Raw genomic sequence first — 14301 nt, forward strand, 5'->3', positions numbered from 1 at the left:
GTCAGCTCCGGGGATCGAATGCATCACGGCAAGCCTCACCAATAAAAACCAACAAAGACAGAATCAGCGCCAGGGCAAAAAACGCCGTCAGCCCCAGCCACGGCGCTTGCAGATTGCGCTTGGCCTGACCGATCAATTCGCCCAGCGACGCAGTGCCGGCCGGCATACCGAAGCCAAGAAAATCCAGTGCAGTCAGCGTGGCAATCGCGCCGGTCAGAATGAACGGCAGATAGGTGAGGGTGGAGGTCATCGCGTTGGGCAGGATGTGTCGGCACATCAGTTCGTTGTCGGTCAGGCCCAGCGCCCGCGCGGCTTTGACGTATTCGAGATTGCGTCCACGGAGGAACTCGGCGCGCACCACATCGACCAGCGCCAGCCAGGAAAACAGCGCCATGATCCCCAGCAACCACCAGAAACTCGGCGAGACAAACCCCGACAAAATGATCAGCAGGTACAGCACCGGCAACCCCGACCAGATTTCCAGCACGCGCTGCCCGAGCAAGTCGACCCAACCGCCGTAATAACCCTGCAACGCCCCGGCGACGATGCCGATCAACGCACTGATGCCGGTGAGGATCAGCGCAAACAGTATCGAAATCCGCGTGCCGAAAATCACCCGCGCCAACACGTCACGCGCCTGATCATCCGTGCCCAGCCAGTTACTCGAGGATGGTGGACTCGGTGCCGGTTCGCTGAGGTCGTAATTGACCGTGTCGTAGCTAAACGGGATCGGCGGAAACAACATCCAGCCGCCCTGATCCTCGATCAGTTTGTGCACGTAATTGCTGGCGTAATCCGGTTGAAACGGCAGCTCGCCGCCGAAATCGGTTTCCAGGTAATCGCTGAGGATCGGAAAGTAGAAAGCGTGGTGATAACGAATCACCAGCGGCTTGTCGTTGGCGATCAACTCACCGCCCAGACAAATCAGGCACAGGCCGATGAACAGCCACAACGACCAGCGCCCACGCCGATTGGCCTTGAACTGCGCGACACGGCGCTGACCTAGAGGAGAAAGAGTGAACATCAGGCAGTCCTCGCCGAGAAGTCGATGCGCGGGTCGAGCAAGGTGTAGCAGAGGTCGCCGATCAGCTTGATCAGCAAGCCAAAGAGGGTGAACAGAAACAGCGCGCCGAACACCACCGGGTAGTCGCGCGACACGGCCGCTTCGTAGCTCATGCGCCCGAGGCCGTCGAGGTTGAAGATGGTTTCGATCAGCAGGGAGCCGGCAAAAAACACCTCGATCAGCGCCGAAGGCACACCGGCCACCACCAACAACATGGCGTTGCGAAACACATGGCCGTAAAGCACGCGGCGCTCGGTCAGACCCTTGGCCCGTGCGGTGATCACGTACTGGCGGCTGATCTCGTTGAGGAAGCTGTTTTTGGTCAGGATCGTCAACGTGGCGAAGCCGCCGATCACCAGCGCCGTCACCGGCAACACCAGGTGCCAGAGGTAGTCGCCGACCTTGCCCAGCGTGCTCAGGCTGTCGAAGTTATCCGAGACCAACCCTTGCACCGGGAACCAGTTGACGTAACTGCCGCCGGCGAACACCACGATCAACAAAATCGCGAAGAGGAACGCCGGCATCGCGTAGCCGATGATGATCGCCGTGCTGCTCCAGACATCAAACGCGCTGCCGTTCCTGATCGCTTTGCGAATGCCCAGTGGGATCGAAATCAGGTAGGTGATCAGCGTCGCCCACAAGCCCAGCGACAGCGACACCGGCAACTTCTGCACGATCAGGTCGGTGACCTTGGCGCCGCGAAAGAAACTGCTGCCCAGATCCAGTTGCGCGTAGTTTTTCAACATCAACCACAGGCGTTCGTGCACGGGTTTGTCGAAGCCGTAATGGTGTTTGATTTCCTCGATCAACGCCGGGTCAAGGCCACGGCTGCTGCGTCCGGCGCCACCAATCGCGGCGACCTCGCCACCGCCGCCCATGCTGTGCCCGCCGAAGCCTTGCAAACGGGCAATAGCTTGTTCCACCGGGCCACCCGGCGCAGCCTGCACAATCAGAAAGTTCACCACCAGAATGCACAACAGCGTCGGGATGATCAGCAGCAAACGTCGACTCAGATAACGCAACATGTCACTGGCCCCCCGCGAGTTGGCTGTGCATCTGTTGCGTGGTCAACGCCTTGGCCGAGACCTCCCACCAGGTGTTGAGGCCTTCGTCGTACGCCGGTTGCACCGGCGGCATGCCGAAGCGGTTCTGATACACCGTCGGCGTGCCTTTGGAGTAGTAGTTGGGAATCATGTAGTAACCCCATTGCAGCACCCGGTCGAGGGCGCGGGCGTAATGCACCATGGCTTCGCGGGTGTTGGCCTGGACCAGCCCGTCGATCAGTTGATCGACCGCCGGATTGGCCAGCACCATCGAGTTCGAGCTGCCGACTTGCGTGGCACTTTGCGAGGCGTACAGGCTGTACAACTCACGGCCGGGAGAGACGATCGGATCGCCGCTGCGCGGGAAACTGGTGACGATCATGTCGTAGTCGCGGGCGTTGAGGCGGTTGACGTATTGCGCCGAATCAATGCGGCGCAGATTGAGGGTGATGCCGATCTGCGCGAGGGTGCGTTTGAACGGCAGCAGCATGCGATCGAAGCCGCCCTGACCGTCGAGGAAAGTGAACTCCAGCGGCTCACCGGCAGCGTTGACCAGACGATTGTGTTGCGGCGTCCAGCCAGCCTCGGCGAGCAGCTGCAGTGCTTGCAATTGCTTGTCACGGATGTAGCCGCTGCCATCGGTTTTCGGCGCCTGATACACCGTAGTGAAAACCTCGTCGGGGATCTGCCCGCGCAGCGGTTCGAGGATCTTCAGTTCTTCGGCATCAGGTAGCGCGGTGGCGGCCATTTCACTCTTCGGCCAGAAGCTGTTCTGGCGCACGTAGAAGCCGCGCATCATCTGTTTGTTGGTCCACTCGAAATCCCACAACAGGCTGATCGCCTGACGCACGCGGCGATCCTGGAAGATCGGGTTCTGCAGGTTGAACACGAAGCCTTGGGCGGCGGTGGGTTTTTCCGGGGCCAGAATCGACTGCTGCAAGCGACCGTCGCGCAACGCCGGGCTGTCGTAACCGACCACGTATCCGGACGAGGAAAACTCGCGGTTGTAGTCAAACGCGCCGGCCTGCAACAGTTGCCGGGCGACGTCGGTGTCGCCGTAGAAATTCACCGTGAGACTGTCGAAGTTGTACATCCCGCGACTGACCGGTAGGTCTTTGCCCCACCAGTCCGGGTCTCGTTGGAAGCTGATGCTGCGTCCGGCGTCGACCTTGCTCACCCGGTACGGGCCGCTGCCCAGCGGTGGCTCGAAACCGCCGCCATTGGCGAAGTCGCGGGTTTGCCACCAATGTTCGGGGACCACGCGCATCGTCGCCAGGTCCAGCGCGAGGGTGCGGTTGAGGTTGTTCTTGAAGGTGAAACGCACCTGCCGTGGGCCTTCGATCAGCACGTCCTGCACGTCGGCGTATTGCTGGCGGTAGCTCAGGCTGCCCTTGGTCATCAGCAGGTTGAAGGTGTAGCGCACGTCTTCGGCGGTGATCGGTGTGCCGTCGGCGAAACGTGCCTTTGGATTGAGGGTGAAGCGCACCCACAAGCCTTCGGGGTCGCGTTCGATCTGCTGCGCGACCAGTGCGTAAACGGTGTAGGGCTCGTCGAGCGAACGGAACGCCAATGGCGAGTACACCCAGTCGTTGACTTGCACCACGGAGATGCCCTGATCGGCATACGGGCTGATGTAGTTGTACTGGCCGATCTCCATCGACGCACGGCTGAGCGAACCGCCCTTGGGCGCGTTGGGATCGACGAAATCGAAATGCTGGAAACCCGCCGGATATTTCGGCGCCTCGCCGTACACCGTCAGCGCATAACTGCCAGCGGCCAGCGCCGAGGTGCCGGAGCACAGCAGCGCACTGCCCAACAGCAGGCCCGCCATGTTGCGCAAAAAACTCATGAGATCACTCCTGAAAATCCCTGAAGAAACCCGGATCCCTGTGGGAGCGAGCTTGCTCGCGAATGCGGTATGTCAGCGAAGGATGTGTTGACTGACACGACGCCTTCGCGAGCAAGCTCGCTCCCACATTGGGGTTGTGGTGTTTCCGGTTAGAAGTGGTACGTCATGCGCGCAAACAAGGTGCGGCCCAGCGGGTCGGTGTAACGCGGGTCATAGCCGCTCTGGAAGTTGTAGGCCTGGTTGGAGAACGGTGGGTTGCGGTCGAACACGTTCTTCATCCCGGCATCGACATCCAGCACCTTGTCGAAGGTGTAGCCGGCCGACAGGTCCCAGACCGAATACGACGCCACCGTCGCATGAGTCTCGCGGTCGTAATCGTTGTAGCCAGTGGTGAAGCGGTTGGTCAGCGCCGCCCGCGCCGCGCCGAAGGTCCAGCTGCCGGTGAGGTTGTGCTTCCAGCGCGCGATCACGCCGTCACCCCGGAAGTCGCCAACCTTGTCGGTGAACGGGCCTTTGATGGTGCTCTGGAAGTCGTACTCGTCGACGTAAGTGCCTTGCAGCCCCAGACCGAACTGGCCGTACGGCGTGTTCGGGAAGCGGTAATCCAGCGACACGTCGACACCGTTGGTTTCGACGATACCGAGGTTGGCGTTGCCGGTGACGATGTAGTTGAGCGTGCCATCGGCGTTGCGCACGAAGCGGTCCGGGTAGGAGCCGGCCTGATCAAACACGGTGGATTCCGGGAACGGCTGGATCTGGTTGGAGATGTGAATCCACCAGAAATCCAGACCCACCGACAGGTTGTTGATCGGCTGATAGACGAAGCCCAGGGTCACGTTGCGCGCCTTCTCCGGGGCCAGATCTTCGTTGCCGCCGATCTGGTTGAGGAACTGCTGACCGCAATCACGCCCGCCATTGCCGCCCGGCTGTACGACGCCGCCGGTACACAGCACCGGGTCGTTGTAGAAGCCCTGAGTGAAGGTGATGCTGCGCGGCGAATACAGCTCGTACAGCGACGGCGCACGGAAACCTTCACTGTAGGCGCCGCGCACCACCAGCTCCTTCAGCGGCTGATAACGGAACGAGTATTTCGGGTTGGTGGTGCTGCCGAAGTCGCTGTATTTGTCGTGACGCACGGCGGCGGACAGTTCGAGGCTGTCGAGCACCGGCACGTTGATTTCCGCGTAGGCGGCTTTGACGCTGCGGTCGCCCTCGACACTGCCGTTGGGGTCGATGCCGAGGCTCTGGATGTCGCCGGCAAACGACTCGAAGTCCTGATGGAATTTCTCTTTGCGGTACTCGCCACCCAACGCCAGACCGGAAGGGCCAGCACCGAACCAGTCGCCGATCTCGCGGCTGATGCGTCCGTCAAAACCGGCCACGCGACCGACTGCGGTCGAGTAAGCGCCGTGGTACGCCGCGTCGTCGATGTACTGCTGACCGGCTGCCGACTGCGGGCCAAACGGGTTGAGCAAACCGCTGGCCAGACCGGCGATCATCGCCTGATCGCTGACATAACCGCTGGTGACGCTGGAAACGATTTTGTTCTGGTTGTACGAGGCACCGACGTTGTAATCCCAGCCGCCGACCAAGCCATCAAAACTGAGCAAGAAGCGCTGGCTGGTGTTCTGGTCTTTCGATTCGCGTGGGCCGGCCGCGGTTTCACGCCAGTTCACATCGACCGGTTGCGTCGGGTCGAGGGCGAAACCGGTCGGCGCCGGGGTGATGCCGTTGCCGGGGTAGTAGGGCGACGAGCCGTCGAGGCTCAGGCCGGTCAACGGCGCAGGACCGACTGCCGTGGCGTTGTTGTTGCGCGACCAGAAGTACTCGAGGTTGACGTTGTGGTCGTCGCCGAGCTTGCCGGTGGTCTTGCCGAAGAACGAGGTCTTCTCGGTCTGTGGCACCAGATCGATGAATTCACGGGTGCTGAAGCGGCACAAACCGTCGCGGGCGATCAGGTTGGGGCCGTTGCAATTGCTGTTGGCCAGCGGGTTGGTGGCGTTGCCGTTCTGGCTGTAGTTGCCGGGAAATGCGGTGCCGGAAGTCTGATCGAGACCGCGACCGGGGGCGTAGTCGGTGGCGAAGGAGCGGTCGTTGGCGTCGAGGTTCTGCTGCTTGTTGTAGTTGAACACGCCGAGGACGTTGAAGCGGTCCTCTTCCAGATCGCCGTAGCCCCAACTGGCGCTCATGTCTTTGGTTGCACCGCCGCCGCTGTGGGTCGGGGTTTCGCCGCCGAGGGTCAACTGGCCGTCGGTCAGGGATTTCTTGGTGATGAAGTTGATCACGCCGCCGATGGCATCGGTGCCGTACAGCGCCGAGGCGCCGTCGCGCAGCACTTCGACACGCTCGATCGCGGCAAACGGGATCATGTTCAGATCCACCGCGCCGCCGGCCGAGTTGGTCCCCGACAAGGCATTGTTGGCCAGGCGTCGACCGTTGAGCAGGACCAGCGTCTTGTTCGCGCCGATGCCGCGCATGTCAGCGAACGAGGCACCGCCAGTCGCCGCGCCGACCGAGCCTGCGCTGTTGTTGATCGACTGGCTGCCAGTGATGCGCTGCACCAGTTCGGCGGTGGTGGTCACGCCCTGTTTGCGCAGCTCATCGGCCTTGAGAATGGTGATCGGCACCGCCGTTTCCGCATCGACCCGGCGAATCGCCGAACCGGTCACTTCCACCCGTTGCAGTTGCGTGGTCGGCGCCACCACGGCCGCCGCAGCGGGCACGGCACCGTTGTCGTCCTCGGCCGCCTGCACGGTGCCGGCGCCCATCCCCATGGCCACCAGATACAACGGAACAAAACGGTGACGAGAAATCGTTGCCACCAAGGGTTTGAGCGTGAAGCGTGGAGTGTTCATCAGCATGGTTATTTCCGACTTTTCAGACGTTATCGAATTGGCCTTGTGAGCCCCTCATTGCTCCGCTATCGGTGATACCGCGTGCGGAAAACCACTTTCTTCAAGCAAGCCGATCCCCTCCGAAGACGCGTGGCGTTTTTTCGGTCGGCTGATTGCGACGGGAGTCAGCGAACGGTGGCGGGCGTGTCCCTCAATGCGCGCCCGCCACCGCACTCAATGGGTGGTCATCACCGATATTTTGGTAATGCCCGAGCGTTCGATCGACGCCATGGCCTTGGCCACCTGGCCGTAATTCACGGCGGAGTCGGCCTGCAGCTGCACGCGTACTTCGGCGTCCTTGGCCTTGACCTCCTTGAGGCTGGCTTCCAGCGATTCCGGGGCCAGTTCGGTCTTGGCCAGATAGAACTTGCCGTCCTGATCGACGCTGACCACCACCGGGTCTTTTTTCTCGGCGGGGGCGACGGCGTCGGTTTTCGGCAGGTTGACCTTGATCGCGTTGGTCATCAGCGGCGCGGTGACGATGAACACCACCAACAGCACGAGCATCACGTCGACCAGCGGCGTGACGTTCATTTCGCTGAGCACTTCATCGCTGTCCTGAGTAGAAAAAGACATCAGCTGGCCTCCCGCACGGCGGCTGTGGTTTTGCTGGCGATGGCCTGACGGCTGATGGAAAACGCACTGCGCGAGGCGAGGGCGTCGAAGTCATGGGCAAAGTCATCCATGTCGGCCGAGGCGAGTTTCAGGCGACGCAGGAAGAAGTTGTAAATCAGCACCGCTGGCACCGCGACGGCGATACCCACGCCGGTGGCGATCAACGCGTGACCGATGGGCCCGGCGACCGCTTCCAAGCTGGCCGAGCCGGTTTCGCCGATGCTTTTCAGCGCTTCCATGATTCCCCACACGGTGCCGAACAAACCAATGAACGGCGCGGTGCTGCCGATACTGGCGAGGATTGCCTGGCCGTTTTCCAGCGAGCGGCGCTCCTTCTGAATCTGCTGGCGCAGGTTGCGCTCCAGGCGATCCGAACGGTTGATGGTGTGTGCCAGTTGTTGCGTGGTGCGCGGTGAATCTTCCACCAGCAGCGCCTCGAAACCACTGCTGGCGATACGCGCCAGCGAGCCCGGATATTGGCTGGCGTGCTCGGCGGCGGTGAGCAGATCAGGCGCGCCCCAGAAGGCCTTGGTGAACTGCTTGTTCTGCGCTTTCTGCCGCAGGTACTGCGCCGACTTGACCAGCAGGATCGCCCAGCTGACCACGGAAAACAGCACCAGACCCCAGAGCACGCCGGGGACAATCATCGAAGACAAATCGTTCATGGTGATACCTCGCTTGCGTTATTCGGTTGTGCGTTGATTGAGCGTTCGGTTATTGCGGCAATTTGAAATCGATGGTCTGCGTGGCGAAGCCGTCGATCGGTGTTTCACCGCGTTTGGCCGGAATAAACTTCCAGTTCTTCACCGCGGCGACGGCGGCGTCATCCAGTTGCGGCTTGCCGCTGGATTTGGTCACCGTCACTGATCCTGCGCGACCATTGGCCAGCACCTGAATACGCAGCACCACGCTGCCTTCCCAGTTGCGCCGCAGCGCCAGCGACGGGTATTCCGGCGGCGGGTTGCCGAGGCTGGCGAGGCCGGAAATCGCTGCCGATTCCTTTACTGGACCAGGCGCGGCGGCAGGGGCCGGTGGTGCGCTCGGCGTGGCGGGTGCAGCGGGGGCGGCCGGTTGTGCCGGGGCGGGTGGAGCTTTTGCCGGCTCGACCTTTTTCACCGGTTTCGGCTTCTCAACCGGTTTCGGTTTTTCGATCGGCTTGGGCTTTTCCACCGGTTTCGGTGGTGGCTTGACCGCGTCTTCGTCTTCCACCGGCTGTTCAGGCTCCGGTGGGGGAGGCGGCGGGGGTGGCGGTTCCGGGGTGGGCGGCGCCGGTGGCGTCGGGCTGGTCAGCTCAACGGTCATTTCCGGAATCTGCGGCGGCGTTGGCAATGGCTCGGTTTTGGATTGCTGGAGAAACCACCAGGCGCCACCATGTATCAGCGCGGACACAGCCACCAGCAACACCATCTGCTGTTTGTTCAGACCACCGGGTTGCGAGGTATTGGCTTTAAATACCGGCCTGCCCGGGGGCGGCGGGATTGGCGCTTCCCGCAACGGCCCCGGCAGGGTTCTGTGCTTTACCGCATCGTTCATTAAAGCTCCCTCGGGTTGATGAAGGGCAATAAGGTGCCGTCCGAACATTTGGCTGATGTTCGAGTGGGTGGGTGTAACTTTCTTCAAGGTGTGCAGAAGCCGATAGTTGAACTATCCGGTTAACAAGGCTTGTGCAAACTTACTGGCTTAGCGCCATCGACTTCGAGTGTTCATTGGCCATTCCCTGGTTGTTCTTCTATTACGTGAGAACACTGTCGGTGTCTCATGCTTGTTACATGTAGCAACGGCTGTGCCAGATATTGCCGAAATGTAGAGCGCTTATTTCATGAGTGTTACCCATGTCGCATTTATATAAGTTTTACCCTTGTCGGGGTTTTTCCATGGCGCGCAGATTGCCGTGACTCCGGTTGAGGGAGCTTTTTCACAGGCGAGTCAGGCTGTGCGCTACATCACGCGGGTTGGCGGGATAGAGCGGCGGCGTGGCTGGCGGCCGGGGCACTTGCTGGTGCGCGGCGGACTGATTTGGTGCGGGCCAGTGTTTTAGCGGGTCACGGGGTGAGTTCCTTGTTCTTGTTTAAATGAAATCGCTGTTTCAAGTGTTAAATAGTTCAAACCCGTGGAGCAGTTTTGGTGCACTTGCAATGGCGCTTAAAGTTATTGTTCGACAATCCTGCTGTCGTTCAATGCACACTGCATTCGTGCAATAACTGTCCGAGTCTTATTTAAAAAATAAATAGCACGCTGCCGTCGGCCAATAACTCATTGCCGAACGCAGTGCGCTGTCCAGGTGTCAGGTAATAAAGTAAGTGTGAAGGCAGCCGGGACTGTTCGGATGAACTCGGCGGCGAACGGATAAATGCAAAGAGGCTGTGATGCGGCAGAGCGTTTGAAGATTCACGCGGTGAACTCCTTGTTGCCAGCTCGGATACGCGAACTTTTGGTTCGGTATCGCACCTTACAAGAACGCGGATAGCGTTCGATGGATGCTCTTGGTGCGGGATGGGCACCGCCAGCGCTGTTTTGCGAGGTTTGAATTCGCAAGTCGCGAGTGCATGGGAAAACCGTGCCAAATCCGATACACAGGCAGAATTTTTCTACACCCACGCTACAGCCATCTACCCTGTGGCAATGGTCTTTTCGGGGGGATTGGATATGTACCAGCTCTACGGGCACAGAAACTCAGGCGCAGCCGCCATCGAAGCGGCGCTGGAGCTGTGCCAGATCGCTTACCGTTTCATTGATATCGAAGCCAGCACTGAAGCCGCCGAGGCGCTGGCCCAGCTCAATCCACTGAAGCAGATTCCCACCCTGCAACTGCCCGATGGCAGTGCCATCACCGAGAGCGCGGCGATTCTGATTCACCTAGGCCTGACGTTTCCCAAGTCCGGTCTGTTGCCAACCAAGGCAGATGACCGTGATCAGGCGATTCGCGGTCTGGTCTACATCGTCAGCAACTGTTATGCGGCGATCGGCGTCATCGATTATCCGGAGCGCTGGCTGCTGATGCCCGACGAAGCCTCGCGGCAGAATCTGGTGGCCGGTGCGCGCGAGCGGCTGCATTGGAGCTGGGAGGTGTTTGCCGATCAGTTTTCTGCCGAGTTGTATCTGGATGACGAAACGCCGGGGGCGCTGGATGTGCTGGCGGCGGTGGTGACGCGCTGGGCGGGCAGCCGCGAGCATTTGCGTCAGACGCGGCCGGGGTTTTATGCGTGGTTGCAGCGGATTGACCGGCATCCGGTGCTGGCGCCGGTCTTTGCCCGGCATTGGCCGTCCTGAGCACCAAAGAACCCTGTGGGAGCGAGCTTGCTCGCGAAAGCGTAGTGTCAGTCGACGCTTGTTATTCTGACCCACCGCTTTCGCGAGCAAGCTCGCTCCCACAGGGTTAGGGGATGATTTTGAAAAGTTATTCCCCGCGAATGTACTGCTCCAACTGCTTGATCAGCTCCGCCTGTTCGGCAATCGCTTCCTTGACCAGGTCACCAATCGACAGCAAGCCAATCAACTTGCCGTTCTCCACCACCGGCAAGTGGCGCAGGCGTTTGTCCGACATGATGCCCAGGCAGGTGTCGACGGTTTGATGGGTGTCGACGGTGATCACGTTCGCCACCATGATGTCGCGCACCGGTGTGCCCACGGATGAGCGGCCATGCAGCACCAGTTTGCGCGCGTAATCGCGTTCGCTGATGATGCCGACCACTTTATCGTCTTCGACCACCAGCAAGGCGCCGACGTTTTTCTCGGCCATCTTCATCAGCGCTTCGAGCACCATGTGATCAGGCTTGATCTGGTGCACTTCCTGATTTTTCTGATCTTTGAGCTTGAGCAGTTGGGCGACGGTCTTCATGGCGGTTACTCAGGTGTTGTCGTTGTTATCCAAGCATCGTAGACGCAAGCGCGCAGGGCAAGGTGGCAAAGCGGCAGATAACACGCAAAAAACGTCATTCGCCGGTTTTTTCCGTGGTTGGCGCCGATTTATCGTCAGGGTCATCCCACGCAATGCCGCGTAGAATGCCCTTCTGTTTCAATTCCTGAGGTTGCAGTGGTGGATTTACCGCAGGGCTTCGTCCTGACCCGGCATTGGCGCGATACCCCGGCCGGCACCGAAGTCGAGTTCTGGCTGGCAACCGACGCCGGGCCGCGCCGTGTGCGCCTGCCGCATCAGCCGTCGGTGGCGTTTATTCCTGCCGAGCAGCGTGCCGTGGCCGAACGCCTGCTGCACGACGAAAAGAATGTCGAACTGCGGCCCTTGGCCCTGCAGGATTTCGAGCATCGCCCGGTGCTGGGTCTGTATTGCCAGCAACACGGCCAGTTGATGCGCCTGGAAACCGCCCTCAATCGCAACGGTGTCGAGGTATTCGAAGCTGACGTGCGTCCACCAGAACGCTATCTGATGGAGCGTTTCATCACCGCGCCGGTGCTGTTCAGCGGCACGCCCGATGCCGACGGCGTGTTGCTCAACGCCCAACTCAAACCCGATCCCAACTATCGGCCGAAGCTACGGCTGGTCTCGCTGGACATCGAAACCACCGAAACCGGCGAGTTGTACTCGATTGCCCTCGAAGGTTGCGGCGAACGTCAGGTGTACATGCTCGGTGCGCCGAATGGCGACGACAGCATCGTCGACTTCGACCTCGAATATTGCGACTCGCGCACGGTCATCCTGAAGAAACTCAATGACTGGTTCGCCCGCCACGACCCCGACGCGATCATCGGCTGGAACGTCGTGCAGTTCGATCTGCGCATCCTCCACGAACACGCGCGGCGCCTCGGCGTGCCGCTGAAAATCGGCCGTGGCGGCGAAGAGATGCAATGGCGCGAACACGGCAGCCGCAATCACTACTTCGCCTCGGCGGCGGGGCGGCTGATCATCGACGGCATTGAATCGTTGCGTTCAGCGACCTGGAGCTTCCCTTCGTTCAGCCTGGAAAACGTCGCGCAGACCTTGCTCGGCGAAGGCAAGTCGATCGACAACCCGTACCAGCGCATGGATGAAATCAACCGCATGTTCGCCGAGGACAAACCGGCGCTGGCCAAGTACAACCTCAAGGATTGCGAACTGGTCACGCGGATCTTCGCCAAGACCGAGCTGCTGACCTTTTTGCTCGAACGCGCCAGCGTCACCGGTTTGCCGGCGGATCGCAGCGGCGGCTCGGTGGCGGCGTTCACGCACTTGTATATGCCGTTGATGCATCGCCAGGGTTTCGTCGCGCCGAACCTCGGCACTAATCCACCGCAGGCCAGCCCCGGCGGTTTTGTCATGGACTCGCAACCTGGGCTTTATGAGTCGGTGCTGGTGCTTGATTACAAGAGTCTGTATCCGTCGATCATCCGTACATTCCTGATCGACCCGGTCGGCCTGATCGAAGGCTTGCAACACCCGGATGACGCCGACTCGGTGCCGGGCTTTCGTGGCGCGCGGTTCTCACGCACCCGCCATTGCCTGCCGTCGATCGTCGCGCGCGTGGCCGAAGGTCGTGAGACTGCGAAACGTGAGCACAACGCGCCGCTGTCGCAAGCGCTGAAAATCATCATGAACGCCTTCTACGGCGTGCTCGGCTCCAGCGGCTGCCGCTTCTTCGATACGCGGCTGGCGTCATCGATCACCCTGCGCGGTCACGAGATCATGCTGCGCACGCGCAAGCTGATCGAAGAGCAAGGTCATGCGGTGATCTATGGCGACACCGACTCGACGTTCGTCTGGCTGCGTCGTCCGCATGGGCAGGAGGAGGCGGCGAGCATCGGTCATGCGCTGGTCAAGCATGTCAACGATTGGTGGCGCGAGCATGTGCGTGATGAATATGGCCTGGAAAGCGCCCTCGAACTGCAATTCGAAATTCACTACAAACGCTTCCTGATGCCGACCATTCGCGGCGCCGAGGAGGGCAGCAAGAAACGCTACGCCGGCCTCGTCACCCGCGCCGACGGCAGCGATGAAATGGTCTACAAAGGCCTGGAAACCGTGCGCACCGACTGGTCGCTGCTGGCCCGGCAATTTCAGCAGGAACTCTACGAGCGGATATTCCAGCGCAAGCCGTATCAGGATTACGTGCGCGACTATGTGCGCAAAACCCTCGCCGGTGAATTCGATGATCGCCTGATCTATCGCAAGCGCCTGCGCCGCACCCTCGACGACTACGAGCGCAACGTCCCGCCGCATGTGCGTGCGGCGCGCCTGGCCGATGATTACAACGCCCAGCACGGGCGTCCACGGCAATACCAGAATGGCGGCTGGATCAGCTACGTCATCACCCTGGCTGGCCCCGAACCGCTGGAAGTGCGCCGTGCCGCCATCGATTACGACCACTACATCACCCGGCAACTGCAACCGGTGGCGGATGCGATTCTGCCGTTTGTCGACGACGATTTCTCAACCCTGATCGGGGGGCAGTTGGGCCTGTTTTGAGTCGAGCAGTTGCAGCGTCCATTCATCGAGAATGCCGTGGAAGTAGCGCTCCAGCGCTTGCGAGTACAAGCTGTCCTCGTCAGTGAACTGAGCAAACAGCGTCATCGATGAATGGAATTTCAGATCATCGGGATGGCCGAAAATCTCCGCGATAGAACGCTGTTGCACCTTCAGCACTAGCTGCGTGCAAGTACGCAGCCGTGCGCCGAGCAGTTCGTGAGCCAGATAAGCCCGGGCTTCCTCGGCTGAGCCGATGGCGAAGCGCCGGGACATTTCACTGCCGCCCAGGCCCGCGAACTGCGGGAACACAAACCACATCCAGTGGCTGCGCTTGCGGCCCTCATCGAGCTCGCGTTGCACGCGCTCGAACACTGGATCCTGGGCCTGGACAAAACGTTGCAGGTTGAACGGGTCGTACTGATCAGTGCTTCTCATCGCGA

11 protein-coding genes are annotated in these 14301 nt (G+C 60.6%); 2 read left to right on the forward strand and 9 right to left on the reverse strand.

The genetic code is table 11. The features are described from left to right. Position 1: 1 nt before the first annotated feature. From A8O26_RS08855 to A8O26_RS08885, 7 genes are all read right to left on the reverse strand, one after another. Complete coding sequence (locus tag A8O26_RS08855) at positions 2–1024, reverse strand: ABC transporter permease (protein ID WP_064117673.1); 1023 nt, start codon at positions 1022–1024, stop codon at positions 2–4. Continuing rightward, on the reverse strand, positions 1024–2088 hold the full coding sequence (locus tag A8O26_RS08860; RefSeq protein WP_064117674.1) for a microcin C ABC transporter permease YejB: 1065 nt from the start codon (positions 2086–2088) through the stop codon (positions 1024–1026). The genes A8O26_RS08855 and A8O26_RS08860 overlap by 1 nt, the downstream gene beginning before the upstream one ends. Before the next feature lies 1 nt (position 2089). Beyond that, the gene (locus tag A8O26_RS08865; protein ID WP_064117675.1) at positions 2090–3955 is read right to left on the reverse strand and encodes an extracellular solute-binding protein; all 1866 of its coding nucleotides are present in this window, start codon (positions 3953–3955) and stop codon (positions 2090–2092) included. Positions 3956–4104: 149 nt separating this feature from the next. Continuing rightward, complete coding sequence (locus A8O26_RS08870) at positions 4105–6816, reverse strand: TonB-dependent receptor (RefSeq protein WP_064117676.1); 2712 nt, start codon at positions 6814–6816, stop codon at positions 4105–4107. 207 nt (positions 6817–7023) lie between these two features. Further along, positions 7024–7425 (reverse strand): ExbD/TolR family protein, encoded by a 402-nt coding sequence (locus tag A8O26_RS08875; RefSeq protein ID WP_007918272.1) that lies wholly within the window; start codon positions 7423–7425, stop codon positions 7024–7026. Then, on the reverse strand, positions 7425–8111 hold the full coding sequence (locus tag A8O26_RS08880; protein ID WP_371857975.1) for a MotA/TolQ/ExbB proton channel family protein: 687 nt from the start codon (positions 8109–8111) through the stop codon (positions 7425–7427). Before A8O26_RS08880 ends, A8O26_RS08875 begins: the two co-directional genes overlap by 1 nt. Before the next feature lie 67 nt (positions 8112–8178). After that, a complete protein-coding gene (locus A8O26_RS08885; RefSeq protein WP_064117677.1) occupies positions 8179–8997 on the reverse strand; it encodes an energy transducer TonB in 819 nt (272 codons plus the stop codon). A 1113-nt stretch (positions 8998–10110) separates the two neighbouring features. On the opposite strand from A8O26_RS08885, the gene A8O26_RS08890 reads away from it, so the two are divergent. Continuing rightward, positions 10111–10734, forward strand: a complete 624-nt coding sequence (locus A8O26_RS08890) for a glutathione S-transferase (RefSeq protein WP_064117678.1) — start codon at positions 10111–10113, stop codon at positions 10732–10734. A gap of 127 nt (positions 10735–10861) precedes the next feature. On the opposite strand, the gene A8O26_RS08895 is transcribed toward A8O26_RS08890, so the two are convergent. After that, positions 10862–11302: a CBS domain-containing protein gene (locus A8O26_RS08895; protein ID WP_008084932.1), complete on the reverse strand. Its 441-nt coding sequence runs from the start codon at positions 11300–11302 to the stop codon at positions 10862–10864. 198 nt (positions 11303–11500) lie between these two features. Here A8O26_RS08895 and A8O26_RS08900 point away from each other — a divergent pair, with 198 nt between their 5' ends. Beyond that, positions 11501–13861, forward strand: a complete 2361-nt coding sequence (locus tag A8O26_RS08900; RefSeq protein ID WP_172828134.1) for a DNA polymerase II — start codon at positions 11501–11503, stop codon at positions 13859–13861. Here A8O26_RS08900 and A8O26_RS08905 read toward each other — a convergent pair. Further along, positions 13826–14296, reverse strand: a complete 471-nt coding sequence (locus A8O26_RS08905) for a DUF1810 domain-containing protein (protein ID WP_064117680.1) — start codon at positions 14294–14296, stop codon at positions 13826–13828. The two genes, A8O26_RS08900 and A8O26_RS08905, sit on opposite strands and share 36 nt — an antisense overlap. Positions 14297–14301: the final 5 nt, after the last annotated feature.

This window comes from Pseudomonas fluorescens (genome assembly GCF_001648775.1).
Classification (GTDB): Bacteria; Pseudomonadota; Gammaproteobacteria; order Pseudomonadales; family Pseudomonadaceae; genus Aquipseudomonas; species Aquipseudomonas fluorescens_M.

Excerpts from the sequence above, each read along its gene's own strand:
- A8O26_RS08855 (WP_064117673.1), bottom strand. The coding sequence starts at position 1,024 with ATGTTCACTCTTTCTCCTCTAGGTCAGCGCCGTGTCGCGCAGTTCAAG.
- A8O26_RS08860 (WP_064117674.1), bottom strand. The coding sequence starts at position 2,088 with ATGTTGCGTTATCTGAGTCGACGTTTGCTGCTGATCATCCCGACGCTG.
- A8O26_RS08865 (WP_064117675.1), bottom strand. The coding sequence starts at position 3,955 with ATGAGTTTTTTGCGCAACATGGCGGGCCTGCTGTTGGGCAGTGCGCTG.
- A8O26_RS08870 (WP_064117676.1), bottom strand. The coding sequence starts at position 6,816 with ATGCTGATGAACACTCCACGCTTCACGCTCAAACCCTTGGTGGCAACG.
- A8O26_RS08875 (WP_007918272.1), bottom strand. The coding sequence starts at position 7,425 with ATGTCTTTTTCTACTCAGGACAGCGATGAAGTGCTCAGCGAAATGAAC.
- A8O26_RS08880 (WP_371857975.1), bottom strand. The coding sequence starts at position 8,111 with ATGATTGTCCCCGGCGTGCTCTGGGGTCTGGTGCTGTTTTCCGTGGTC.
- A8O26_RS08885 (WP_064117677.1), bottom strand. The coding sequence starts at position 8,997 with ATGAACGATGCGGTAAAGCACAGAACCCTGCCGGGGCCGTTGCGGGAA.
- A8O26_RS08890 (WP_064117678.1), top strand. The coding sequence starts at position 10,111 with ATGTACCAGCTCTACGGGCACAGAAACTCAGGCGCAGCCGCCATCGAA.
- A8O26_RS08895 (WP_008084932.1), bottom strand. The coding sequence starts at position 11,302 with ATGAAGACCGTCGCCCAACTGCTCAAGCTCAAAGATCAGAAAAATCAG.
- A8O26_RS08905 (WP_064117680.1), bottom strand. The coding sequence starts at position 14,296 with ATGAGAAGCACTGATCAGTACGACCCGTTCAACCTGCAACGTTTTGTC.